At 69.3% G+C, this 23201-nt stretch carries 22 protein-coding genes; 11 read left to right on the plus strand and 11 right to left on the minus strand.

Going from position 1 to position 23201, the window contains the following annotated elements; genetic code table 11:
* Nucleotides 1-42 precede the first annotated feature (42 nt).
* The 7 genes from BN940_RS06460 to kce all read left to right on the plus strand — a co-directional run bounded on the left by BN940_RS06460 (nucleotide 43) and on the right by kce (nucleotide 7191).
* Nucleotides 43-1041, plus strand: coding sequence for an NAD(P)H-quinone oxidoreductase (locus BN940_RS06460; RefSeq protein WP_043681290.1), 999 nt, complete (start codon nucleotides 43-45; stop codon nucleotides 1039-1041).
* Nucleotides 1031-1795, plus strand: coding sequence for an SDR family oxidoreductase (locus BN940_RS06465; protein WP_043681293.1), 765 nt, complete (start codon nucleotides 1031-1033; stop codon nucleotides 1793-1795). The genes BN940_RS06460 and BN940_RS06465 overlap by 11 nt, the downstream gene beginning before the upstream one ends.
* A gap of 63 nt (nucleotides 1796-1858) precedes the next feature.
* Nucleotides 1859-2641: a shikimate dehydrogenase family protein gene (locus BN940_RS06470; protein WP_043681296.1), complete on the plus strand. Its 783-nt coding sequence runs from the start codon at nucleotides 1859-1861 to the stop codon at nucleotides 2639-2641.
* 19 nt (nucleotides 2642-2660) lie between these two features.
* Entirely contained in the window at nucleotides 2661-4265 is a 1605-nt protein-coding gene (locus BN940_RS06475) for a GMC family oxidoreductase (protein WP_043681298.1), read from the plus strand.
* A 74-nt stretch (nucleotides 4266-4339) separates the two neighbouring features.
* Nucleotides 4340-5122, plus strand: a complete 783-nt coding sequence (locus BN940_RS06480) for an SDR family oxidoreductase (protein WP_043681301.1) — start codon at nucleotides 4340-4342, stop codon at nucleotides 5120-5122.
* A 101-nt stretch (nucleotides 5123-5223) separates the two neighbouring features.
* Entirely contained in the window at nucleotides 5224-6159 is a 936-nt protein-coding gene (locus BN940_RS06485; RefSeq protein WP_043681304.1) for a 3-hydroxyacyl-CoA dehydrogenase, read from the plus strand.
* Between the two features lie 99 nt (nucleotides 6160-6258).
* Complete coding sequence (kce, locus tag BN940_RS06490; protein ID WP_043681307.1) at nucleotides 6259-7191, plus strand: 3,5-dioxohexanoate:acetyl-CoA acetone transferase; 933 nt, start codon at nucleotides 6259-6261, stop codon at nucleotides 7189-7191.
* A gap of 57 nt (nucleotides 7192-7248) precedes the next feature.
* On the opposite strand, the gene BN940_RS06495 is transcribed toward kce, so the two are convergent.
* The 3 genes from BN940_RS06495 to BN940_RS06505 all read right to left on the minus strand — a co-directional run bounded on the left by BN940_RS06495 (nucleotide 7249) and on the right by BN940_RS06505 (nucleotide 10043).
* Entirely contained in the window at nucleotides 7249-8418 is a 1170-nt protein-coding gene (locus BN940_RS06495) for a vWA domain-containing protein (protein ID WP_043681312.1), read from the minus strand.
* A gap of 60 nt (nucleotides 8419-8478) precedes the next feature.
* Entirely contained in the window at nucleotides 8479-9093 is a 615-nt protein-coding gene (locus BN940_RS06500) for a GNAT family N-acetyltransferase (RefSeq protein ID WP_043681315.1), read from the minus strand.
* An 86-nt stretch (nucleotides 9094-9179) separates the two neighbouring features.
* Nucleotides 9180-10043 carry an AAA family ATPase gene (locus BN940_RS06505; RefSeq protein WP_043681318.1) on the minus strand — a complete coding sequence of 288 codons (864 nt, stop codon included), beginning with the start codon at nucleotides 10041-10043 and terminating at the stop codon, nucleotides 9180-9182.
* Nucleotides 10044-10303: 260 nt separating this feature from the next.
* Between BN940_RS06505 and BN940_RS06510 the strand changes: the two genes are divergently transcribed.
* Together BN940_RS06510 and BN940_RS06515 are read left to right on the plus strand one after the other, a co-directional pair.
* Complete coding sequence (locus BN940_RS06510) at nucleotides 10304-10660, plus strand: c-type cytochrome (protein ID WP_052355651.1); 357 nt, start codon at nucleotides 10304-10306, stop codon at nucleotides 10658-10660.
* 17 nt (nucleotides 10661-10677) lie between these two features.
* A complete protein-coding gene (locus BN940_RS06515) occupies nucleotides 10678-11034 on the plus strand; it encodes a c-type cytochrome (RefSeq protein ID WP_043686101.1) in 357 nt (118 codons plus the stop codon).
* Between the two features lie 233 nt (nucleotides 11035-11267).
* Here BN940_RS06515 and BN940_RS06520 read toward each other — a convergent pair whose 3' ends face one another.
* Nucleotides 11268-11699, minus strand: coding sequence for a DUF1841 family protein (locus BN940_RS06520; RefSeq protein WP_043686103.1), 432 nt, complete (start codon nucleotides 11697-11699; stop codon nucleotides 11268-11270).
* A gap of 181 nt (nucleotides 11700-11880) precedes the next feature.
* Between BN940_RS06520 and icd the strand changes: the two genes are divergently transcribed.
* A complete protein-coding gene (icd, locus tag BN940_RS06525) occupies nucleotides 11881-13137 on the plus strand; it encodes an NADP-dependent isocitrate dehydrogenase (protein ID WP_043681324.1) in 1257 nt (418 codons plus the stop codon).
* 258 nt (nucleotides 13138-13395) lie between these two features.
* Here the strand turns inward: icd and BN940_RS06530 are convergent, their stop codons facing one another.
* The 7 genes from BN940_RS06530 to BN940_RS06565 form a co-directional block, all read right to left on the minus strand.
* Entirely contained in the window at nucleotides 13396-13686 is a 291-nt protein-coding gene (locus BN940_RS06530) for a hypothetical protein (RefSeq protein ID WP_043681327.1), read from the minus strand.
* A 220-nt stretch (nucleotides 13687-13906) separates the two neighbouring features.
* Nucleotides 13907-15190: a cytochrome c gene (locus BN940_RS06540; RefSeq protein WP_043681333.1), complete on the minus strand. Its 1284-nt coding sequence runs from the start codon at nucleotides 15188-15190 to the stop codon at nucleotides 13907-13909.
* A 13-nt stretch (nucleotides 15191-15203) separates the two neighbouring features.
* Nucleotides 15204-16967, minus strand: a complete 1764-nt coding sequence (locus BN940_RS06545) for a GMC family oxidoreductase (RefSeq protein ID WP_043681336.1) — start codon at nucleotides 16965-16967, stop codon at nucleotides 15204-15206.
* 10 nt (nucleotides 16968-16977) lie between these two features.
* A complete protein-coding gene (locus BN940_RS06550) occupies nucleotides 16978-17673 on the minus strand; it encodes a gluconate 2-dehydrogenase subunit 3 family protein (protein ID WP_043681338.1) in 696 nt (231 codons plus the stop codon).
* Nucleotides 17674-17707: 34 nt separating this feature from the next.
* The gene (locus tag BN940_RS06555) at nucleotides 17708-18238 is read right to left on the minus strand and encodes a DUF4142 domain-containing protein (RefSeq protein WP_052355652.1); all 531 of its coding nucleotides are present in this window, start codon (nucleotides 18236-18238) and stop codon (nucleotides 17708-17710) included.
* 63 nt (nucleotides 18239-18301) lie between these two features.
* A complete protein-coding gene (locus BN940_RS06560; RefSeq protein WP_043686108.1) occupies nucleotides 18302-18781 on the minus strand; it encodes a hemerythrin domain-containing protein in 480 nt (159 codons plus the stop codon).
* Nucleotides 18782-18912: 131 nt separating this feature from the next.
* Complete coding sequence (locus BN940_RS06565) at nucleotides 18913-20298, minus strand: nucleobase:cation symporter-2 family protein (RefSeq protein WP_084330545.1); 1386 nt, start codon at nucleotides 20296-20298, stop codon at nucleotides 18913-18915.
* A 257-nt stretch (nucleotides 20299-20555) separates the two neighbouring features.
* Between BN940_RS06565 and BN940_RS06570 the strand changes: the two genes are divergently transcribed.
* Nucleotides 20556-23093 (plus strand): bifunctional diguanylate cyclase/phosphodiesterase, encoded by a 2538-nt coding sequence (locus BN940_RS06570; RefSeq protein WP_052355653.1) that lies wholly within the window; start codon nucleotides 20556-20558, stop codon nucleotides 23091-23093.
* Nucleotides 23094-23201 lie beyond the last annotated feature (108 nt).

Consider the following 23201-nt stretch of genomic DNA (forward strand, 5'->3'; position numbering starts at 1 on the left):
GATGGAGGGAACGATGGCGGAAAAGAGCGTGGGGGAGAGACGATGAAACTGATCGATCATGGCAAGGGCGGCGATGCTTCCTCGCTGCGCGTGGTCGAGGCCCCGGTGCCCGAGCCGGCGCCCGGCCAGGTCTCGATCGCGGTCCAGTATGCCGGCGTCAACCGGCCCGACATCCTGCAGCGTTCGGGCTCCTATCCGCCGCCGGCCGATGCCTCGCCCTACCTGGGACTGGAAGTCTCCGGGCGCGTCGCGGCGGTGGGCGAGGGGGTGACGCGGTGGAAGGCCGGGGATCCGGTCTGCGCCCTGACGCCCGGCGGCGGCTATGCCGAATACTGCGTGGTCGACGCGGGGCACTGCCTGCCCGTGCCCCGCGGGCTGGACATGATCCAGGCGAGCGCCCTGCCGGAAAACTATTTCACGGTCTGGACCAATGTCTTCCAGCGCGGCCGGCTGCGGGACAACGAGACGATCCTGGTCCATGGCGGCTCCAGCGGCATCGGCCTGACGGCCATCCAGCTTGCCCGGGCGTTCGGCGCGCGCGTGTTCACCACCGTGGGCAACGCGGACAAGGCCGCCGCCTGCCGCCGCTTCGGCGCCGAGGCGGCCATCGACTACCGCACGCAGGACTTCGTCGCGGAAATCGAGGCGCTGACGGACGGCCGCGGCGTGGACATGATCCTGGACATGGTGGGGGGCGGCTACATCGCGCGCAACATCCGGTGCCTGGCCCTGGAAGGGCGGCTGGTGCAGATCGCCTTCCTGCAGGGCAGCAGGACGGAATTCGACTTCATGCCGGTGATGCTGCGGCGCCTGACGATCACCGGCTCCACCCTGCGGGCCCGCTCGGTGGCGCAGAAGACGGCGCTCGCCGCCGACGTCGAGGCGCACGTCTGGCCCCTGCTGGCGCAGGGCCGCTGCCTGCCCGTCATCCATCGCGTCTTTCCGCTGGACGAGGTGCAGGAAGCGCATCGCCTGATGGAAAGCAGCCGGCATATCGGCAAGATCATCCTGGAAGTCGGAGGAGACCGCCATGCGGCATGAGGGACGAGTCGTGATCGTGACGGGGGCCCTGGGTGGGATCGGCAGCGCCCTAGTCGAGCGCTATCTGCTCGAAGGGGCCCGCGTCGGCCTGATCGACCTGGACGAGGCGCGCGGCCAGGCCGCGGCGCAGGCCTGGCGCCGGCAGGGGCATGCGGTGGCCTTCGCCGCCGCCGACGTCGGCCGGTATGCCGCCTGCGCCCAGGCCGTGGACCGGATCCGCGCCGAACTGGGCGAGGTCGATACCCTGGTCAACAACGCGGGGATTTCCCCCAAGCACGACGGCGCGCCGTCGGCCGTGCAGGCGATGGACCCCGCCGAATGGGACCGGGTGGTGGGCGTCAACCTCAGCAGCGCCTTCTATCTCACGAAACTGCTGGCGCCCGGGATGATCGGGCGCGGGTTCGGCCGCATCGTGTCCATGTCCTCGGTGGCCGGCAAGGCCGCGATCAGCCGCATCGTCGGGGTGCACTACAGCGCCACCAAGGCGGCGCTCATCGGTTTCACGCGGCACGTCGCCGAGGAACTGGGGCCGCATGGCATCACCGTCAACGCGCTGGCGCCGGGGCGGATCAGCACCCCCTTGCTGGCGACCGTCGCCGATGACGCCAACCAGGCGGTCATCCGCGAGACCGCCCTGCGCCGGCTGGGCACGCCCGGCGAGGTCGCCGACGTGTGCGCCTTCCTGACCTCCCACGAGGCCGCCTTCGTGACCGGCCAGGTCGTCGACGTGGCGGGCGGCTGGCTGATGACCTGAAACCTGTCGGCGTCCCGCGGGACGCAGCGGCCGGAGCGGCCGCCCGATCAACAGGGGAGACACATGATTACCGGAAACACCAGACTGTTCGCCATCATCGCCGATCCGATCGCGCAGGTGCGCACGCCGCAGGTGCTCAACGCCTATTTCCAGAGCCAGGACCTGGACGCCGTCCTGGTGCCGGTGCACGTGCCGGCCGAAGGCCTGGCGGAGGTGATCGCCGGCTTTCGCCGCATGAAGAACCTGGGCGGCTTCATCGTGACGGTGCCGCACAAGATCCAGGTGGCGGCGCTGTGCGACGAACTGGGCCCGGCGGCGCGCGCCACGGGCTCCGTCAACACCGTGCGCCGCGAGGCCGACGGCCGCCTGGCCGGCGACATGTTCGACGGGGCCGGCTTCGTCCAGGGCCTGCGTACGCAGGGACACGATCCGGCGGGCAAGCGGCTGCTGCTGCTGGGGGCGGGCGGCGCGGCGGGCGCCATCGCCTTTTCCCTGGTCGAGGCCGGCGCCGCCCGGCTCGTCATCGCCAACCGGACGCTCGCCAAGGCGCAGGCCATCGTCCAGCGCCTGCGGCAGGCCTTTCCGCACGCCGACGTCCGGGCGGGCACGGCCGACCCCCGGGAATGCGACATGGTCGTCAATGCGACCACCCTGGGCATGCGGGCGGAAGATCCCCTGCCGCTGGATGCGGAGCTGCTGCGGCCGGAGACGGTCGTGGCCGAGATCATCATGAAGCCCGAGCTGACCCCGCTCCTGGCCGAGGCGCACAAGCGGGGCTGCCCCATCCATTACGGCCGCCACATGCTCGACGAGCAGGTGCGGCTGATGGCCCGTTTCATGCTTTGACGACCGGAGACGGGCCGCCATGCAGGAGGAGTTCGACTACGTCATCGTCGGGGCGGGCGCCGCGGGCTGCATCCTGGCCGACCGCCTGACGGCCTGCGGCCGGCACTCGGTGCTGCTGCTGGAGGCCGGCGGCGAGGGCCGCGACTTCTGGATCCCGATCCCGGCCGGCTTCAGCCGGCTGCTGGTCGATCCCCGCTTCAACTGGCGCTTCGAGACCACGCCCGAGCCCAATACGCTGGACCGGGTCATCGCCGTGCCGCGCGGCAAGGGCCTGGGCGGCTCGACGCTCATCAACGGCATGATCTACGTCCGCGGCCAGCCGGCCGACTACGACCGCTGGCAGTCGCTGGGCGCCGACGGCTGGGGCTGGCGCGACGTCGAGCCCTATTTCCGCAAGCTGGAACGGTATGCCGGCGGCGGCGAGGCGCGCGGCCACGAAGGACCGATGCACCTCACCCAGGTGGCGGAGCGGCATGCGCTCGCCGACGCGCTGCTGGCCGCGGCCGCGCAGGCCGGCCAGCCCTTCAATCCGGACTACAACGGCCCCAGCCAGGAAGGCTTCGGCTACTACCAGGTCCTGCAGCACCGCGGCCGGCGCTGGAGCGTCGTGGACGGCTACCTGAACCGGGCCCGGCGCCGCCCGAACCTGAGCGTGCGCACCGGCGCCCACGTGCTGCGCGTCGATCTCGACGAAAACGGCCGGCGCTGCGTCGGCGTGACGTACCGGCGGGGCGCCGCCGACGTGCGGGTGCGGGCCCGGGCCGAGGTCGTCCTGGCGGCCGGCGCGGTCCAGTCGCCCCAGCTCCTGGAGCTGTCGGGCATCGGCGACCCGCGCGTGCTGGCATCGATCGGCGTGCCGCCGCGCCATGCGCTGCCGGCCGTGGGCGAGAACTACATCGACCATTTCTGCACGCGCATGAACTGGCGCGTGAAGGACGCGCGCACGCTCAACGAGCTGACCCGGGGATGGCGCCTCGGCCTGGCGGTGTCCGAATACTTCGCGCGCCGCACCGGGATCCTGACCCTCGGCACCGGCCTGGTGTTCGGCTTCGCCAGGAGCCGGCCCGAACTGCCCGCCCCCGACGTGCAGTACTTCTTCATGCATGCCAGCTATGCCAATGCGGCCGAGCGCAGGCTCGACCGCCTGCCGGGCATGACCCTGGGCGTGGCCCAGCTGCGGCCGCGCTCGGCCGGCAGCATCCATGCGCGCAGCGCGGACCCGTTCTCGGGCCCGGACATCCGGCCCAACTTCCTGGATGCCGAGGAAGACCAGGAAAGCCTGATCGGCGGCATGCGCCTGGCGCGCCGCATCATGGGCCAGCCGGCCATGGCGCGCTACGTGGAGCGGGAAATCAGCCCGGGCACGGCGACGCGGACGCGCGCGCAGTGGCTGCGGTTCGCCCGGGAGAACGGCCAGACGATCTATCACCCGATCGGCACCTGCCGCATGGGCGCGGACGCATCGGCGGTCGTCGATCCGCGCCTGCGCGTCCATGGGATCGCGGGCCTGCGGGTGGTGGACGCCTCCGTGATCCCGGCCATGGTGTCGGGCAACACGCAGGCCGCCGTCATGATGGTGGCCGAGAAGGGCGCCGACCTGATCCTGGCGGACGGCGCCGGGTGACGCTTCCCCGTCCGCCGGGCGCCCCAGCGGGGTTCGTCCGGCGGGCGGACATCCACTCTTTTTCAAGGAATGCCATGTTCGAGAACATCAGCATGAAGGACAAAAAGGTCCTGATCACCGCGGGCGCCAGCGGCCTGGGGCTGGAAATGGCGCGGGTCTTCGCCGCGGAGGGCGCGCGGGTCTTCCTCTGCGACGTGGACGAGGCCGCGCTGGCGGCCGTGCGCCGGGAACTGCCGGCGGCGGGCACGGTCGTGGCCGACGTGTCCGACGAGGACAGCGTGGCCGCGCTGTTCGACGCCGGCCGGGCGTTCCTGGGCGGGCTCGACGTGCTCGTCAACAATGCCGGCATCGCCGGCCCCACCGGCGCGGTCGAGACGATCAGCCGCGCCGACTGGGACCGGACGCTCGCGGTGAACATCACCGGGCAGTTCCTGTGCGCGCGGCAGGCCATCCCCCTGCTGCGCCAGTCCCCGGCCGGCGTCATCCTCAATCTGTCGTCGGCGGCCGGCCACCTGGGCTTCGCCGGCCGGTCGGCCTACGCGGCCTCCAAATGGGCCGTGGTGGGCTTCACCAAGACGCTGGCGATCGAACTGGGCAAGGACGGCATCCGCGTCAACGCCATCCTGCCCGGGGCGGTCGAAGGCCCCCGCATCCGGGCGGTGATCGAAGCCAAGGCGAAGATCCTGGGCCGGCCGGTGGAGGAGATCGCCGCCCGGTATGAGAACCAGGCTTCCCTGGGCCGCATGGTCACGGCGCGCGACATCGCCAACATGGCGCTGTTCGCCGCCAGCGGGGCGGCGGCGGGCGTCAGCGGCCAGACGCTGGTGGTGGACGGCCATACCCAGCAGCTCGTCTGAGCCGGGACGGCCGCGCGCGCCGGGCGGGCCTTCGCGCCGCCGGCGCCCGGCCGGGCGGGCCGCCGCGGATGCGGGGCGGCCGGATGAATCGAGGAGACAGCATGATGAAAGTGGCGGTGGTGGGTGCGGGGCTCATCGGGCAGGCCTGGGCGATCGTCTTTGCGCGGGGCGGCTGCGAGGTCGGCCTCTGGGATGGCGATCCGCAGGCCTCGGCGCGCGCCCTGCGCCTGATCGCCGAGCTGGCGGAGCTGCTGCAGGACAAGGGCCTGCTGGACGATGCCGCCGGGGCGATGGCCCGCATCCGTCGGGAAACGGCGCTGGAGCAGGCGCTGGCGGATGCGGCGTACGTGCAGGAAAACCTGCCCGAGCGCCTGGAGGTCAAGCAGGAGATCTTCGCCCGGATGGACGCGCTGGCCGCCCCCGGCACCGTGCTGGCCAGTTCCAGCTCCAGCATCGCCGCCTCGCGGTTCACTGATGAACTGGCGGGGCGCGCCCGCTGCCTGGTGGCGCATCCGGTCAATCCTCCCTATCTGGTGCCGGTGGTGGAACTGTGCGGCGCGCCCTGGACCAGCCCGCAGGCGCTGGACGACGCGCAGCGGCTGATGGCCGGCATCGGCCAGAAGCCCGTGCGGGTGCGGCGGGAAATCGAGGGCTTCATCCTCAACCGCCTGCAGGGCGCCTTGCTGCGCGAAGCCTTCCGGCTGGTGGAGGGCGGCTACGTCGATGCCGAGGACCTGGATGCGACCGTCAAGGACGGCCTGGGCCTGCGCTGGTCCTTCATGGGCCCGTTCGAGACCATCGACCTGAACGCGCCCGCCGGCATCCGGGACTACTGCCGGCGCTACGGCGGCCTGTTCGAGTCCATCGCACGCGAGCAGACGGACACCGGGCCGTGGTCCGAAGCCCTGATCGACACCCTGGAAGCGCAGCGCCGCCGGCTGCTGCCGGCCGATGGGCTGGAGGCGCGGCGCCTCTGGCGCGACGCGCGCCTGATGGAGCTCGCGCTGCACAAGCGGCGGACGGCGCGGGACGCCTGAACGGCTTTCCGCCGATTCCCATCGATTTCCACCGGTTTCCACCGATTTCCACGCCGCCGCGAGACGATCCGGCGGCCCATCCCCTGGAGGCACATCACCATGGCCAGCAAGAAGAAAGTGATCATCACCTGCGCCGTCACCGGCGCCATCCATACGCCCAGCATGTCGCCGCACCTGCCGGTCACGGCCGACGAGATCGCGCAGGCGGGCATCGCCGCCGCCGAGGCGGGCGCCGCCATCCTGCACCTGCATGCGCGCGACCCGAAGGACGGCCGCCCGACCCAGGATCCGGCGTACTTCCGCCCCTTCCTGGAGCGGATCAAGGCGGCCACCGATGCCGTCATCAACATCACCACCGGCGGCAGCCCGACCATGACGGTCGAGGACCGCATGCGTCCGGCGATGGCCTTCAAGCCGGAAGTCGCGTCGCTGAACATGGGCTCGATGAACTTCGGGCTGTTTCCGATGCTGAACCGGTTCAAGGAATTCCAGCACGACTGGGAGCGCGAATACCTGGAAAACAGCCGCGACCTGATCTTCAAGAACACCTACCAGGACATCGAGACGATCCTGCGCAGGGGCGGCGAGAACGGCACGCGCTTCGAGTTCGAGTGCTACGACATCAGCCATCTGTACAACCTGGCGCACTTCATGGACCGCGGGCTGGTGCAGAGCCCCCCGTTCATCCAGTCGGTGTTCGGCATCCTGGGCGGCATCGGCCCGAACCCCGAGGACCTGATGCACATGCGCCGCACGGCCGACCGCCTGTTCGGCGAGGACTACCAGTGGTCCATCCTGGGCGCGGGGCGCAACCAGATTCCGCTCGCCACCATGGGGGCGGCGATGGGCGCGAACGTGCGCGTCGGCCTGGAGGATTCCCTGTGGATCGAGCCGGGGCGGCTGGCCTCGTCCAATGCCGAGCAGGTCCGCCGGATCCGCATCATCCTGGAGGCGCTGAACCTGGAAGTGGCCACGCCCGACGAGGCCCGCGCCATCCTGCACCTCAAGGGCGGCGACCAAGTCGGTTTCTGACCGGGGTTTTCGATCGGGGCGGGCGCGCGCCGCGGGCGGGGCTGCGCCCGCCCCGGTTCACTTCGACAGCAGCCGCATGGCCTGCTCCAGGCCGTCCATCGTCATGCCGAACATGCGCTCGTGCATCAGTTCCTTGACCAGGGCGATGGACTGGCGGTACTGCCAGGACCCGGACGGCTCCGGGTTCAGCCAGACGGCGTGCGGCCAGTGCGCCAGGATGCGCTGCAGCCAGGCGGCGCCGGCCTCCTCGTTGTGGTGCTCGATCGAGCCGCCGGGGTACAGCAGCTCGTAGGGGCTCATGGACGCGTCGCCCACCAGGATCAGGCGCCAGTCCTCGCCGTAGGTGCGCAGCAGGTCCCAGGTCTCGATGCGCTCGCCGTGGCGCCGGCTGTTGTGGCGCCAGACGGATTCGTAGGGGCAGTTGTGGAAGTAATAGACTTCCAGGTGGCGGAATTCGCTGCGCGCGGCGGAGAACAGCGATTCGATGCGGGCGACGTGGTCGTCCATGCTGCCGCCCACGTCCAGCAGCATCAGGACCTTGACCGCGTTGTGGCGCTCGGGCACCCAGTGCAGGTCCAGCATCCCGGCCTGCTCGGCGGTGCCGCGGATGGTGCCGGGCATGTCCAGCTCCAGCGCCGCGCCCTGGCGGGCGAAGCGCCGCAGGCGCCGCAGCGCCATCTTGAAGTTGCGCGTGCCCAGGGTCTGCTGGTCGTCGTAGTCGCGGTAGTCGCGCCGTTCCCAGACCTTGACGGCGGTGCGGTTGCCGGCCGAGGGGCCGCCGATGCGGATGCCTTCGGGGTGATAGCCGCCGTGGCCGAAGGGCGACGAGCCCCCGGTGCCGATCCATTTGCTGCCGCCCGCGTGGCGTTCCTTCTGTTCGGCCAGGCGTTCGCGGAACATCTCCATCAGCCGGTCCCAGCCGTGCCTTTCCAGGGCCGCCTTTTCCTCGTCGCTGAGCTGCTTGCGGAAGGTCTGCACGAGCCAGTCCGGCGGCACGCCGGGGCCGCCGGCGCGCGCCTGGAGGCGGCCGATGAAGGCGGCGAAGACCCGGTCGTAGCGGTCGTAGCGGGTCTCGTCCTTGACCAGCGCCAGGCGCGCCAGGTGGTAGAACTCCTCCGTGCTGGCGGGCGCGGCGGGGCTGCACAGCAGCTCCAGCAGGCTCAGGTATTCCCGGATGGAGACCGGGATGCCGGCGGCGCGCAACTGGGTGAAGAAATCGGTCAGCATGGCCAGGAAGAGGGGAATGGACGTTCGGCGGGAAGGGGATTCAGGCGTGCGGGCGTGGGTTCAGGCGCGCGGGCGGCGCAGCTGGTAGAGCAGGTGGGCGCGGACCTCGGGCCATTCGCCCGCCAGCAGGCTGTACATGACGGTGTCGCGCACGGTGCCGTCGCGGCGCGGCGCGTGGTGGCGGATCACGCCGTCGCGGTGCGCGCCCAGGCGCTCGATGGCGCGCTGGGAGGCGTGGTTGTAGTTGTCGGTGCGCCAGCCCACCACGGCGGCGCCCAGGGACTCGAAGGCGTGTTCGAGCAGCAGCAGCTTGCAGGCGGTGTTGACGTGGGTGCGCTGATGCGAGCGGCCGTACCAGGTGTAGCCGATCTCCAGCCGCGCGACCGCCGGCACGATGTCGTGATAGCGCGTGGTGCCCAGCAGGGCGCCGCCGGCGGCGTCGGTGACGGCGAAGGGCAGCATGTGACCGTCGTCCCGGCCCCGCAGGGCCTGGGCGATGTAGGCCTCGGTCTGGTCGGGCTCGGGGACCGAGGTGACGCGCAGGTTCCAGAGCGCGCCGTCGGCGGCGGCGGCGCGCAGGCCGGCGGCGTGTTCCGGGGCCAGCGGGACCAGGCGCACGCCGTGGCCTTCCAGGGTGACGGGACGGGGTGTTTGCTTGAAGCCGGAGGTGCTCATGGGTCGGTCCGGTGGAGTGGGGGTCGGGAAGGGCGCCGCGGCGTGCGGCCGGCGCGGCGGACGGGCGGCCGCGCCGGCGGCGGCCGTCAGCGGACGCCGCGCTGCGTCAGGGTGGCCAGGCGCCGCAGCAGGTTCAGGTCCTGTTCGTTTTTCAGCAGGGCGCCGGCCAGCGGCGGCACGTCGCCCCGCGCCAGGCTGTCAGGCGCCACGGATTCGGCCAGCAGCAGGTGCAGCCAGTCGAGGAATTCCGAGGTCGAGGGGCGCTTCTTCAGCCCCGGAACTTCGCGCAGGCGGAAGAACGCGTCCAGGGCCGCGCCCAGCACGTCGGCGCGCAGGTCCGGAAAATGGACGGCCACGATGTCGCTCAGGGTCTGGCGGTCGGGAAATTCGATGTAGTGGAAGAAACAGCGCCGCAGAAACGCGTCGGGCAGGTCCTTCTCGTTGTTCGAGGTGATGATGATCAGGGGCTTGTGGCGCGCGTGGACGGTCTGGCGCGTCTCGTAGACGTGGAATTCCATCCGGTCCAGCTCGCGCAGCAGGTCGTTGGGGAATTCGATGTCGGCCTTGTCGATCTCGTCGATCAGCACCACGCAGGGCTGCTCCGACTCGAAGGCCTGCCACAGCACGCCCTGCACGATGTAGTTGCGGATGTCGTGCACGGCGGCCTCGCCCAGCTGGGAATCGCGCAGGCGCGAGACCGCGTCGTATTCGTACAGGCCCTGCTGCGCCTTGGTCGTGGACTTGATGTGCCATTGCAGCAGGGGCCGGCCCAGGGCGCGGGCGACTTCCTCGGCCAGCAGGGTCTTGCCGGTGCCGGGTTCGCCCTTGACCAGCAGCGGGCGCTGCAGCGCCAGGGCGGCATTGACGGCGGTCTTCAGGGAGTCTGTGGCGACGTAGCGGTCGGTGCCGTCGAAACGGCCGTTCGGAGCGGAGGCGGGCGTGCGGTTCATGGAAGCGGAAAAGGAGGCGCGGGAAGGATGGGAGACGTGGGGGATGATCGGGAAGACGGGTTGAACGTGGGTCGAACGGAGTGGTGGATCGGCCGGGATGGCAGGTTGAACGGGAGGGTGGGCTGACCGGGATATTATGGGCTTGAAAGTTTCATGCCTGACCGTATCGGAGCAATTATCGTACAATCGACTTGCCTCATCGGCCCGGCAGGAGGCTGGCCGATGCCGACACAATATGAATCAGAGAGACAAGAGGCCATATGAAGTCGCGAGCAATGCTTGATCGTGGGTTGGGGGCCGCCGTGGTGGCGGCGTCCTGTCTGCTGGCCGGCCCGGCCCTGGCGGCCGACCCGCCCGCCGTTCAGGGCAATGTGCAGGCTGGCGCCCAGAAGGTGTCCATGTGCATCGGCTGCCATGGAATCCCGGGCTACAAGGCGGCCTATCCGGAGTTGTACCACGTCCCCATGATCGCCGGTCAGAACGCGCCCTACATCGTGGCGGCGCTGAAGGAATACGCCAGCGGCGCGCGTTCCTTCCCGACCATGGACGCCATCGCGCGGTCCCTGTCCGAGCAGGACATGGCCGACGTCGCGGCCTACTATTCCAGTCTCAAGTGATCCGGGGGGACACCATCATGCGTACATTGTGGATTGCCCTGCTGGGTCTCGGCCTGACGGCCACCGGCGCGCACGCGGCCGACCTGCAGGCCGGCAAGGCCGCCTTCGAGAAATACACCTGCGTCTCCTGCCACGGGGCCGACGCCAAGACCCCGCTGCAGCCCGACTATCCGATCCTGGCCGGTCAGCACCCGGACTACCTGGCCCATGCCCTGACTTCCTACCAGCGCGGCCAGGCGGGGGCGCCGGCCTCGGCCAACGTGCGCAAGAACGCCATCATGGGCGCCATGGCCACGCAACTGTCGGCCACCGACATCGAGAACATCTCCGCCTGGCTGTCGGTCCAGCCCTCGCCGCTGGCCGTGCGCAAGTAGCGCGCGGCGGCCTTTCGCCGAACGCCCGCCCGGCCCGCGCGCCCGGCGGGCGTTTCTTTGTTGGGAGCGGCGCTTTGCCGGGACGTTTGTATCTTCGCCCCGCGCGCTTTTTCGTCCGGGTTTCGGCCGGGTTTCGTCCGGGGCGGTGCGGGGTGGTGCGGGGCGGGTAGGGCGGTGCGGGGCGGGCAGGGCGGGTGGCGCGCCGCCGGGGCGGATGCGGGCCGTTCTTCCCGTCAGCGGTCGTGCGTGGCGTGGCGCCGGATCAGGTCCAGGTAGCGTTCGTTGTCCAGCGGCTTGCCCAGCCGCTGGGCTTCCCAGACGACCTCGCCCAGGGCTTCCATGATGACGTGGGCCGCCTCGTGTTCGTCGTGGCTGCGCAACAGGGCATTCCAGGCGGCCCGGATGCCGGGCGGGTGGTCGATCGACAGCTGCTCCTGGATCGCCAGGTGCATCGACAGGTGCAGGAAGGGGTTGGTGCGGCCGGCCTCGACCGTATAGTCGCGTTCGGCGGCGTCGGGGTCCTGCAGGTCGGCGTGGTATTCGGGGTGGCGTTCGATCAGGTCGGCGGCCATGGTCTCCAGCGGCGTCAGCACCCCGCCTTCGCGGCGCTTGCGCCAGGCGTCGGTGAAGAACGCGCGGACCTGTTCCTTGGAGGGATTGAACATGAGGGTGTGGAAAAGACGGGCCGGACCGTCCATTTTAACCCGCCGATTCGGGTATTTCCGGGGTGCCGGCCGGTAGAATAGGAGGGAAAGGCCGCCTGCCGGCAGCCAGTTTACGCTAAACTCTTATATAAGACTGATTCCCTTTCTCTTGCACAACAAACCCAGCAACACTGGAGCACCCATGTCCTATCAGCACATCAAGGTCCCGGCCGGCGGACAGAAGATCACGGTCAACGCCGATTTCTCCCTGAACATCCCCGATGAGCCCATCGTTCCCTACATCGAGGGCGACGGCACGGGCCAGGACATCACCCCGGTGATGCTGAAGGTCGTGGACGCCGCGGTCGCCAAGGCCTACGGCGGCAAGCGCAAGATCCACTGGATGGAAGTCTACGCCGGCGAGAAATCCACCCGGATCTACGGCCCGGACGTCTGGCTGCCCGAGGAAACCCTGGAAGCCGTGCGCGAGTACGTCGTCTCCATCAAGGGCCCGCTGACCACCCCGGTGGGCGGCGGCATCCGTTCGCTGAACGTGGCCCTGCGCCAGGAACTGGACCTGTACGTCTGCCTGCGCCCGGTGCGCTACTTCAAGGGCGTGCCCTCGCCCGTGCGCGAGCCGGAAAAGACCGACATGGTCATCTTCCGCGAAAACTCCGAGGACATCTACGCCGGCATCGAATTCGAGGCCGAATCCGACAAGGCCCGCCAGCTCATCGAATTCCTGCAGGACAAGCTGGGCGTCAAGAAGATCCGCTTCCCCGGCACCTCCGGCATCGGCGTCAAGCCCGTGTCGCGCGAAGGCACGGAACGCCTGGTGCGCAAGGCCATCCAGTACGCCATCGACAACGACCGCCCGAGCGTCACCCTGGTGCACAAGGGCAACATCATGAAGTTTACCGAAGGCGGCTTCCGCGACTGGGGCTACGCCCTGGCCCAGAAGGAATTCGGCGCCCAGCTGATCGACGGCGGCCCGTGGTGCAAGTTCAAGAACCCCAAGACCGGCCGCGACATCACGGTCAAGGACGTCATCGCCGACGCCTTCCTGCAGCAGATCCTGCTGCGCCCGGCCGAATACGACGTCATCGCCACGCTGAACCTGAACGGCGACTACATCTCCGACGCCCTGGCCGCCCAGGTCGGCGGGATCGGCATCGCCCCGGGCGCCAACCTGTCGGATTCCGTGGCCATGTTTGAAGCCACCCACGGCACCGCGCCGAAGTACGCCGGCAAGGACTACGTCAACCCGGGTTCGGAGATCCTGTCCGCCGAAATGATGCTGCGCCACATGGGCTGGACCGAGGCCGCCGACCTGATCATCAGCAGCATGGAAAAATCCATCCTGTCGAAGAAGGTCACCTACGACTTCGCCCGCCTGATGGAAGGCGCGACCCAGGTGTCGTGCTCCGGCTTCGGCCAGGTGATGATCGACAATATGTGATCGATTCCAGCCTTCCAGGCTGGTCGGGATCGGCCCCAGGCCGATCCCTTGAAGTCCAGGAAAGCCCGGCATTCCCTAGGGAACCGGGCTTTTTTGCGTATCCGGCCCTTCTCGGGAAGTGATTCTTTTCTTGGGATTCGTCCCGACAGCACCCGCGCGCCGGATGGCGACGTCCGGTTCGCTTCCGGGCCTGGGTCCGCCGCGCCGGCAGCGGTTGCTCGGCCCGAAGAAGCGGGATGCCGGCGCGGAGCGGGCGGCCTACCGCTCGGCCCGCACCTCGAACCACGCCTCCGTCTCCCCCAGGTTCTGGAACGCATCGCCGCGCGCCCGTCCGGCCGCGGCGATCCAGCGCTTGGCCAGTTCGATGTCCGCCGATGCCATCTCGTTTTCCGGGGTGTCCTCGGCCGTGGTCCAGGCCCGGAAGGCCGCGAGCACGTGCTCCGGCCCGCCCAGGGCGCGTTCCAGTGTCCGGCGGAAGCGCTGTTCGGCGTCCTGCCGGGCGCGTTCGGGAAGATCGGCGGGGGCGTCTTGAAGAGTGATGGTGTACATGGGGGCTCCGTGGCTGATACTGTGAATTTATACAGCCAACACGGCCGGATGAGCAAGGCGGGATGGAGGCCCGTGGACGAGGCGATGGAGCGCCTGTCCCGCCGTGCCAGGGAAGGCGCCGCACGCGGCCTGCGCCGGCAGGCGCCCACCCGCCGGCTTACCCGGCCGGCTCCGGCCCGGCGGAAGCTGGCCCGCCGGGCGGGGGCCGTCCGGGCGCCCCTCAGGGCCGGCTGATCAGCCGCTTGTAGCGCGGTCCGTACTCGTGCACGCTCTCGCGCATGTCCGCGACGGTGTCCGCATCGACGGCCGGAGCCCGGTTGCCCCAGCTGTTGCGCACGTAGGTGAGCACGTCGGCGATCTCCTGGTCGCCGAGCTTCCAGTCGAAGGCGGGCATGGCCAGGCCCGTGGGCAGGGACGGCGGGTCCGCCATGTAGTCGCCGCTCAGGACCACCTGGATCAGGGTCTGCGCATTGGGCGCCTGCACCGAGGACGCGCCGGCCAGGGGCGGGAAGGCGTGAGCCTGGCCCTTGCCGTCGGCCATGTGGCAGCCCATGCACTGGTCGGCGTACAGCGCCTTGCCGCGCTTCATGGCCTGTTCGTCGAGGGTGGCGGCGTCCTTGTCCCCGTCCCCCTTCTCCGCCCGATGGGCCGGGATGTCCTTCAGATAGGCGGCGACGGCCTGCAGGTCGGAATCGCTGAGGTGGCGCGTGGAATTCATCACCACCTCGGTCATCGGGCCGGTGCTGGCGGTGTGGGGATTGGCGCCGGTCTTCAGGTATTCGATGATGTCGCGCTCGGACCAGCCGCCCAGGCCGTCGCGGTGGTTGCCCGTCAGGCCGGGCGCGAACCACCCTTCGCCGGCGTCGCCGCCCTGCAATGCCCGGTCGGAGTCCGTCCCGCCCAGGAAATTCTTCGGCGTGTGACAGGCGGCGCAGTGGCCCGGGCCCTGCACCAGGTAGGCGCCGCGGTTCCAGAGCGTGGACTTGTCCGGATCCGCGGCGTAGGTGCCCGGCTCGAAGAACAGCAGGTTCCAGCCCGCCACCATCTCCCGCCAGCCCAGTGGCCAGATCAGGTCGTTTTCCGGCGGGATGGCGCGCACCGGCTGCAGGGTGTCCAGGTAGGACTTGAGGTCGTCGACGTCCTCCCGGGTCATCTTGGTGAACCAGGGGTAGGGACAGGCCGGATACAGGTACTGCCCGTCCTTGCGCCTGCCCTCGTGCATGGCGCGGTAGAAGTCGTCGCGGCTCCAGTTGCCGATGCCCGTCACGACGTCCGGCGTGATGTTGCTGGAGTAGAGGGTGCCGAAGGGCGTTTCCACCGGGTAGCCGCCGGCGTAGGGCTTACCGCCCTTGGCGGTGTGGCAGGAAATGCAGTCTCCGGCGTTGGCCAGGTACCGTCCGCGCTGGATGTTGGTGAAGTCCGCGCTGTGCAGGTCGGCCGCGCCGGCGGCCGGGACGGCGCAGAGCAGGGCGAGACAGCCCAGGATGGCGTGGTTCTTGCGCATGATGCCTCCCGCGTCAGGCCTGGACCAGGGGTCCGGGCCGTTTCAGGTAGCGCGTGCGTATCGCGTCCGCCGCCCAGAAGGCGAGCGCGCCGACCGTGCCGGTAGGGTTGTAGCCGGGGTTCTGCGGAAAGTTGCAGGCGCCGACGACGAAGACGTTGGGCACGTCCCAGCTCTGCAGGTAGCGGTTGACGACGCTGGTGCGCGGGTCGTCGCCCATGACGGCGCCCCCGGTGTTGTGGGTGGTCTGGTACGGGATGATGCTGTAGGGCGGCTTGCGCTTCTTGACGTTGATCGAGCGCGGCTTCATCGTCCGGGCGATGCCTTCGGCCTTGCCGGTCAGGTAGTCGGACATCCGGTAGTCGTTGGCGTGGAAATCGAAGGTCAGCCGCAGCATGGGGTTGCCGTAGAGGTCCTTGTAGGTCGGATCCAGGTCCAGGTAGGCGTTGCGGTGGCTCACGACGCTGCCGTGGGTCGAGACCGAGGTGCTGTGCAGGTAGTTCTCCGCCATCGCCTTCTTCCATCCGGCGCCCCAGGTGGGCGTGTCCTTGGGCAGGTGGTGCTGCAGGATGGGACGTCCGCCGGTGGTCCACAGCGCGATGTAGCCGCCGCCGATGAAGCCTTCCGGGCCGTGGTCGAAATTGTCGCCGTTGAAGTCGTCGATGGCCTGGCCCAGGGCGCCGGCGCCCATGTACGGGTTCATCAGCTCGTCGACGAAGACCTCCACGGCGGAGGTGATCTGGTAGGCGTAGTTGCGGCCGACCACGCCGGCGCTGCGCGCGGGATCGTAGGGCTTGCCGATGCCCGAGAGCAGCAGCAGGTGAACGTTGTGGTGCGCGAAGGCGCACAGGACGACCAGCTCCGCGGGCTGCTCGAATTCGCGGCCTTCCAGGTCGCGGTACAGTACGCCCTTGGCCTTGGTGCCCGAGCCGTCCAGCACCACGCGCGTGACGTCGCAGCCGGTGCGGTAGGAGAAATTGTCCTTTTTCAGCAGCACCGGCAGGATCGTCGATTGCGGCGAAGCCTTGGAATTGTTGCCGCAGCCGAACCATTCACAGAAGCCGCAGTACGTGCATTGGCCCATCTGCACGCCCAGCGGGTTCAGGTAGGGCCGGGAGGCGTTGGCGGCCGGCCCGGGAAAGGGGTGGTAGCCGAGTTCGCGCGCCGCCTTGTCGAACATCAGCGAGCCGGCGCTGGGCTCCAGCGGAGGCAGCGGGTAGTCGCGCGACCGGTTGCCTTCAAAGGGATTGCCTTCCGGACGGCGCTCGCCCGCCACGTTGGCCGCCTTGCCGGAGACGCCGCACAGGTATTCAAAGCGGTCGTAACAGGACTCCAGCTCGTCGTAGGTGATGCCCCAGTCCTGGATGGTGAGGTCTTCGGGGATGAAGCCGGGGCCGTAGCGCTCCTCGGTATGGGAGCGGATGACGAAATCGTCCGGCAGGAAGCGCCAGGTCTGCCCGTTCCAGTGCACGCCCGCGCCCCCCACGCCGGCGCCGGGCCGGAAGGATCCGAGCTGGCGCATGGGCAGGGCCTTCTGGTCGGGGGTGTTGCGAAAGCTCAGGGTCTCCCGGATGGGGGCCTGGAACATGTGGTTGCGGACCGCGTACTTCAGTTCGTCCTGGATGTGGGTGGTGGCGAAGTCCGGCACCGTGGCGCGGTCCTCGCCGCGCTCCAGGGCCAGCACCTGCAGGCCTTCGTCCGTCAGTTCCTGGGCGATGATGGAGGCGGTCCAGCCGAATCCCACCAGCACCACGTCCACCGGCTTCAGTCGTTTTGCCATCCTGCCTCCTTTACGCGCCGGTGCGCATGCGTGTGCCGTCCCGGCCCAGGATGCCGACGGGCGGCAGCGGGTAGGGTTTGCCGTATTGGGTGATTTCCTCGACGTAGTTGTAGCGGGGGCCGGGGAATCCGATCAGCTTCCAGCCGGCGAAGCCGCGGTTGCCGCCGTACATGGGGTCGGACAGGAATCCTTCCTGCGTGTTCTGCCACAGCACGGAAAAGAAGCCCTTGCCGGGAACGCCGTCGAGCTCGATCTTGCCGGCTTCCAGATCGCGCAGCACCTCGTCCTGCTGTTCGGCGCTCAGGTCCGCGAACACGCGGCCGCCGTAGCGCCCGCGGCAGTATTCCTCGATGCCGGCGATGGCGATGCGGTACAGTTCCGCGGGCGTCTGCCTGAGCTGGTAGCCCTGCTGCTCGGTGCCCGCCGCCCAGGGGCCTTCCATGTACCAGCGGTCGGCGCGGCCGTAGGGGCCCGCCAGCTGCAGGTCGATGAACAGCGGGATGGCGGCCTCGATGGCGCCGGGATCGTTCTCGTCGCCCGGAATCAGGCGGGCGGTCGCGGCTTCGATGAAGCGGTATTCGGCGGGCGAGAAGAAGGTCCCGGCGATTCGGGCCGACCTGGTTTCTTCCCGTCCGCAGGCGGGCAGGGCCAGGACCGCGGGCAGCGCCAGCGCGGCCTGGACGAATCTGCGTTTCGTCTCGTCCATGGGTGTCTCCTGAACGTCGATGGCGCGCCGCGCCTCACTGGGCGTCCTGCTTGGCATCCAGCGCGCGGGCCATCCGCAGGTGTTCCTGCAGCTTGGGCAGCGCCTTGCGGATCATGGCCTTGATGTCGGGATCCTGGACTTCCTGGTCCGCCTGCTGGAACTGCTGGACCGTCGATTCGTGGGCCGCCACGCCGATGCGGTTGACGTAGGCGGCGTCGAAGGCGCCGCCGCTCAGGGTCTTCAGCGCCGTCGCCTCGCCCTTCTGCAGGACGGAGGGGCCGTCGGGCGGCGTGTAGCCTTTCTGCTGGGCCAGCGTCCTGGCTTCTTCCACCATTTTTCCGTGGTCGCTGATCATGGTGTTGGCGAAGGCCCTGACGTCCGGACTGCTGTCCTTCTTCAGCGCGAGCTGGCTGGCTTCGATCTCGGCGTAGCTGCCCTGGATCGCGTTTTCCATGAAGGCGCGATCCTGCTGCGCGAGCCCGCCGGGCTGCTGGCCCGCCGCCAGCATGGAGAATGCGGCGGCGGCCGCACCCAGGATGAAGGAGGCCGTTCGGGTGTGGTTCATGATGACTCCTGTGATGACGAAAGGTCGTGTCCGGCGCCGCCGCAGCAAGCGGCGTGCCGCTCTTCAGGCCGATGCCTTGGCCGACATCGCCTCGCGCCTGGTGTCTTCCATGGGCTTTTCCAGCCCGCGCAGGTCGATTGCCTTGTCGATCACCTTCGGGAACAGTTCGTCCTCCTCCTCCTTGATGTGGTGATTGGTGTATTCCCCCAGCACGGTGAAATGGGCCTCGTACAGGTCGTCGGCGGGCTTCATCGCCTCCAGCTGGGCGATCAGGTCCTTGGCGCTGGCGTGCTCGACCGTGGCCTCGTCCAGCAGGCTGCCGAACGCATCGGCGTCGGCGTCGCGCAGGAAGGGATAGAAATGCTCCTCCTCGATCTTCGTGTGGGCGGTCAGCGCGGTACAGGCGTGCCGCACGATTTCTTCCTGCCGGGCGGGATCCTTGGCGGACTTGAACTCCTTGAAAAGCCGCTGCGCCTCCCGGTGGTCGTCGATCAGCATGCCGAGCACGCCTTTCTGGGCGGCGGGCGCGTGCGATTTGTTCATGGCCATCCGTATTCTCCTGGTGTGGTGACGCCGTCAGTGGCGTCGCCACGCCGCAGCAAGCGGCGTGCCGCGATGGGGGCGCCGCGCGGCGCGCCCCGGGCCGCCGCCGCGGCGGCCCGCGCCCGCGGCGCTCAGGCGGACGTGCCGGACGCCGTGGACTGGCTCAGGGCCTGCGGCCGCGAGGAGGCGCGGGCGGTCCGCGCGGCGGCGCCCGTGTGGTTGAAGACCAGGTTCATGAGGATCGCCACGACGGCGGCGGAGCTGATGCCGGACTGGAAGATGGTCGAGAACCAGGTGGGGAAGGCGTCGTAGAAGCGGGGCGCGATGATGGGGATGATGCCCGCGCCGATCCCGGTGGCCACGATGACCAGGTTGGCGTTGCCCTCGTACTCGACCCGCGCCAGCGTGCGGATGCCGCTGGCGGCCACGGTGCCGAACAGGACGATGCCGGCGCCGCCCAGCACCGGCGGCGGGATGCAGGCGACCACGCGGCCCATGACCGGCGCCAGGCCCAGCGCGATCAGGATCAGGCCGCCGAATGCGACCACGTAGCGGCTCTTGACGCCCGTGACGGCGACCAGGCCCACGTTCTGGGCGAAGGCGCTTTGCGTGAACGAGCCGAACACCGGCGCGATCAGGCTCGAGAGCATGTCCGCCCTCAGGCCGTTGCCCAGGCGGCGGGAATCGATGCGGGTGTCGATGATGTCGCCCACGGCGAGGATGTCGGCGGAGGTCTCGACCAGGGTGACGATGATGACGATGAACATCGAGACGATGGCGGCCGCCTGGAAGGTGGGCCAGCCGAAGTGAAACAGCGAGGGCAGGCCGAAATAGCCGCCCTGGGCCACGTGGGAGAAGTCCGCCTGCCCGCTGGCCGCGGCGGCCAGGGTGCCGATCAGGATGGCGATCAGGATCGAGAGGCGCGAGACGGCCGCGTTGCCCAGCCGGGTCAGGACGAGCACGATGGCCAGCGTGCCGGCGGCCAGGCCGATGTGGCCCATGCTGCCGAAGTCCGGCGCGGCGCTGTTGCCGCCCATCGCCCACAGGGCGGCCACGGGCATGAGGGTCAGGCCGATGGTGGTGATGACGATGCCGGTGACCAGGGGCGGGAAGAAGCGGATGATGCGGGAGAACACCGGCGTGACGATCAGGCCGATGAGCGAGGCGGCCATGACGGCGCCGAAGATGGCGGGCAGCCCGCCGCCGGTGTTCAGGATGGCGATCATGGTGGCGACGCCGGAAAACGAGACGCCCTGCACCAGCGGCAGCTGGGAGCCGAACAGCGGCAGGCCCAGGGTCTGCAGCAGCGTGGCCAGGCCGCCCATGAACAGGCAGGCGGTGATGAGCAGCCCCAGTTCGTCGGGCGGCAGGCCGGCGGCCTCGCCGATGATCAGGGGCACGGCGATGATGCCGCCGTACATGGTCAGGACGTGCTGCAAGCCGTAGGCCAGGTTGGCGGCCAGCCCGGGGTTTTCATCCTCCGGCCGGGGGAGGGGGGCGGGTGCGGGGGCGTGCATCGAGGTGTCTCCTGTTGATTTTATGGGGTGACCGGCCGGCCCGGGCAAGCCGGCTGCGGAACGGCCGTCCCATCCTATCGGAGGATCCCGGCCCAGCCCATTGGGATGGACTGATATCGGCCATTCGCCGGTCATGATGACCCTGCCGCCGACCGGTATACTGCAGGCACGGGCAGACAGGGATCAACGCATCGCGCGGAGCCACTGGGGATCGTATGAGTCGACAGCGCCGGACGAGTCCGTCGGAACCGACGGAAATGATCGAGGCGGGGGCAATCGAGCGCCTGCAGGCGTCGGTGCGGCGCCTCGAACACTCCGACCGCCTGCAGCGGGCATTGTTCGCCATCGCCGACATGGCGGCGTCGGGGCTGGACATGCAAAGCCTGCTGGAAGGCCTGCACCGCATCATCTCCCGCCTGATGTACGCGGAAAACTTCTACATCGCCCTGCACGATCCGCGCCGCGAGACGGTCCGGTTCATCTATTTTTCCGACGTCATGGACGGGCAGGTCTATCGGCCCGACCAGGAATTCACCGCCGAACAGCTGCGCGACACCCTCACCCTGCGGCTGATCCGGGAGGCCCGCCCCATGCGCGGACCCTCGAACGAGATCGTCCGCGCCCTGGGGCTGCGGCAGGGGCACGGCGTGGGCACGCCCTCGGTGGATTTCATGGCGGTGCCGATGTGCCGGGACGGCCGGGTCTTCGGCATCCTGGCCGTGCAAAGCTACGAGGAAGGCCGGGGATACACCCAGTCCGACGAGCACGTGCTGGCGTTCGTGGCCGAGCACGTGCTGAACGCCGTCGAGCGCAAGCTCGGCCAGGAGGCCCTGGAGCGCCGGGTGGCCGAACGCACGCGCGAGCTGGCCCGCGCCAATGCCCGGCTGCAGGAACAGGTGCGCGAGAGCGAGCGCGCGGTCCACCTGCAGGCCACGCTGTACCGGATCGCCGCGCTCGGCCACGGGCAGGATAGCAACGAGGCTTTCTACCGCAGCATCCACCAGGCCGTGGGCGAACTGCTCGACGCCGAGAGCTTCTGCATCGCGCTGGTGTCCGAGGACGGCCAGTGGCTGGATTTTCCCTATTACGTGGACAGTTCGGGAGCGGAGCTGTTGCGCCGGCCCATGGGCCGTGGCATGAGCGAATATGCGATCCGCCATGCGCGCACCCTGCGGCTCGAAGCGGAGGCGATCAGCGCGCTGATCGCGCAGGGCGAGGTGGACGCGGCCACCTACGGGACGCCGGCCATCTCCTGGCTGGGGGCGCCGCTGATGGGCGCTCGCGGCGTGATGGGCGTGGTCGTGGTGCAAAGCTACCGGCCCGACCTGCACTACACGCAGCAGGACGCCGAACTGCTGACCTTCGTGTCCTACCAGATCGCCAACACCCTGCAGCGGCGCCAGCAGGCCGAGGCCTTGCAGACCCTGAACGCCGAGCTGGAGCGGCGGGTGCAGGAACGCACGCGGGAATTGCGCCGGCAGGTCGTGGTGCGGGAACGGGCGCAAAAGCAGCTCAAGCACCAGGTCATGCACGACTCGCTCACCGGCCTGCCCAACCGCCTGTACCTGCGCGAGCGGCTGGATCGCGCGCTGGGCGCCCTGAAGCGCGATCCGGCGCGCAGTTTCGCCCTGCTGTACCTGGACGTGGACCGCTTCAAGCTGTTCAACGACGGCCTGGGACACGGGGTGGGCGACGAGGTCCTGCGCATCGTCTCGGCGCGGATGGCCGAGTGCGTGCGGTCGCCCGACATCGTCGGCCGGCTCTCGGGCGACGAGTTCGCCGTCCTTCTCGAAGACTGCCCGCAGCCCTTCTCGGCCTGCCTGGTGGCCGAGCGCATCCAGGCTCGCATGACCGAAGCCATCCAGGTGGGCGGCCGCCAGCTGCACGTCTCGGTCAGCATCGGCATCGCCATGAGCCGCCGGGCCTACCGCACGGTCGATCAACTGCTGCACGACGCCGACACCGCGCTGTACCGCGCCAAGGCGGCGGGCCGCCAGCGCTTCGTGCTGTTCGACGAAAGCCTGCACGCCTCGGCCATGAACGTGCTCGACCTGGAACAGCAGATGCGCGCCGCGCTGGAAAAAGAGCAGTTCGTGGCCTATTTCCAGCCCATCGTGCGCCTGGCCGACGGCGGCGTCACCGGCTACGAGGCCCTGATCCGCTGGCGGCATCCGGAACACGGCATGCTGGGGCCCGACCGCTTCCTGCCGGCGGCCGAGGAGACCGGCCTGATCGAGACCATCGACTGGCACATGTACGGCCTGGCCTGCCAGGCCGCGCCGGAGCTGCTGGGCCGGGACAGGATCCTCAACATCAACATCTCGCCATGCCATTTCCACAGCCGGAATTTCCCCCGGCGCCTGCTGGACCTGGCGGCCCGGTCCGGCGTGGCGGCGCATCGGCTGTGCGTCGAAGTGACCGAAAGCTCCCTGCTGTCGGACCCGGATGCCGCGGCCGAGATCCTGGGCCATCTGCACGAGGCGGGCGTGCGCATCGCGCTGGATGATTTCGGCACCGGCTATTCCTCGCTCAGCCACGTGCACCGCTTTCCGCTGCGCACGCTGAAGATCGACCGCTCCTTCATCGAGCCGCTGGGGCTGGGGCCGCAGCAGCAGCGCAGCACGGCCATCGTGTCGGCCGTGCTCAGCCTGGCCTGTTCGCTGGACCTGGACGTGGTCGCCGAGGGCGTGGAAAACACCGCCCAGCGCGACGTGCTGCTGTCCATGGGCTGCGTCCATGCGCAGGGCTTCCTGTTCGGCCGTCCGGCGCCGGCCGGCGAACTGATGGCAAGCTGATGACGGGGTGGTCACGAGGGGGCCTGGGCGCCGCACGCTAGGGACTTCCCTAGGTGTGACAGAGTGAAAGATTCGGCATAATGCCGTCCATGCAGGTGAGGAGACAGC

Origin of the sequence: Castellaniella defragrans 65Phen (assembly GCF_000612685.1) — a bacterium.
GTDB lineage: Bacteria > Pseudomonadota > Gammaproteobacteria > Burkholderiales > Burkholderiaceae_B > Castellaniella > Castellaniella defragrans.

Coding starts and splice junctions, on each gene's coding strand:
- BN940_RS06460 (WP_043681290.1), top strand. CDS start 43: ATGAAACTGATCGATCATGGCAAGGGCGGCGATGCTTCCTCGCTGCGC.
- BN940_RS06465 (WP_043681293.1), top strand. CDS start 1,031: ATGCGGCATGAGGGACGAGTCGTGATCGTGACGGGGGCCCTGGGTGGG.
- BN940_RS06470 (WP_043681296.1), top strand. CDS start 1,859: ATGATTACCGGAAACACCAGACTGTTCGCCATCATCGCCGATCCGATC.
- BN940_RS06475 (WP_043681298.1), top strand. CDS start 2,661: ATGCAGGAGGAGTTCGACTACGTCATCGTCGGGGCGGGCGCCGCGGGC.
- BN940_RS06480 (WP_043681301.1), top strand. CDS start 4,340: ATGTTCGAGAACATCAGCATGAAGGACAAAAAGGTCCTGATCACCGCG.
- BN940_RS06485 (WP_043681304.1), top strand. CDS start 5,224: ATGATGAAAGTGGCGGTGGTGGGTGCGGGGCTCATCGGGCAGGCCTGG.
- kce (WP_043681307.1), top strand. CDS start 6,259: ATGGCCAGCAAGAAGAAAGTGATCATCACCTGCGCCGTCACCGGCGCC.
- BN940_RS06495 (WP_043681312.1), bottom strand. CDS start 8,418: ATGCTGACCGATTTCTTCACCCAGTTGCGCGCCGCCGGCATCCCGGTC.
- BN940_RS06500 (WP_043681315.1), bottom strand. CDS start 9,093: ATGAGCACCTCCGGCTTCAAGCAAACACCCCGTCCCGTCACCCTGGAA.
- BN940_RS06505 (WP_043681318.1), bottom strand. CDS start 10,043: ATGAACCGCACGCCCGCCTCCGCTCCGAACGGCCGTTTCGACGGCACC.
- BN940_RS06510 (WP_052355651.1), top strand. CDS start 10,304: ATGAAGTCGCGAGCAATGCTTGATCGTGGGTTGGGGGCCGCCGTGGTG.
- BN940_RS06515 (WP_043686101.1), top strand. CDS start 10,678: ATGCGTACATTGTGGATTGCCCTGCTGGGTCTCGGCCTGACGGCCACC.
- BN940_RS06520 (WP_043686103.1), bottom strand. CDS start 11,699: ATGTTCAATCCCTCCAAGGAACAGGTCCGCGCGTTCTTCACCGACGCC.
- icd (WP_043681324.1), top strand. CDS start 11,881: ATGTCCTATCAGCACATCAAGGTCCCGGCCGGCGGACAGAAGATCACG.
- BN940_RS06530 (WP_043681327.1), bottom strand. CDS start 13,686: ATGTACACCATCACTCTTCAAGACGCCCCCGCCGATCTTCCCGAACGC.
- BN940_RS06540 (WP_043681333.1), bottom strand. CDS start 15,190: ATGCGCAAGAACCACGCCATCCTGGGCTGTCTCGCCCTGCTCTGCGCC.
- BN940_RS06545 (WP_043681336.1), bottom strand. CDS start 16,967: ATGGCAAAACGACTGAAGCCGGTGGACGTGGTGCTGGTGGGATTCGGC.
- BN940_RS06550 (WP_043681338.1), bottom strand. CDS start 17,673: ATGGACGAGACGAAACGCAGATTCGTCCAGGCCGCGCTGGCGCTGCCC.
- BN940_RS06555 (WP_052355652.1), bottom strand. CDS start 18,238: ATGAACCACACCCGAACGGCCTCCTTCATCCTGGGTGCGGCCGCCGCC.
- BN940_RS06560 (WP_043686108.1), bottom strand. CDS start 18,781: ATGAACAAATCGCACGCGCCCGCCGCCCAGAAAGGCGTGCTCGGCATG.
- BN940_RS06565 (WP_084330545.1), bottom strand. CDS start 20,298: ATGCACGCCCCCGCACCCGCCCCCCTCCCCCGGCCGGAGGATGAAAAC.
- BN940_RS06570 (WP_052355653.1), top strand. CDS start 20,556: ATGATCGAGGCGGGGGCAATCGAGCGCCTGCAGGCGTCGGTGCGGCGC.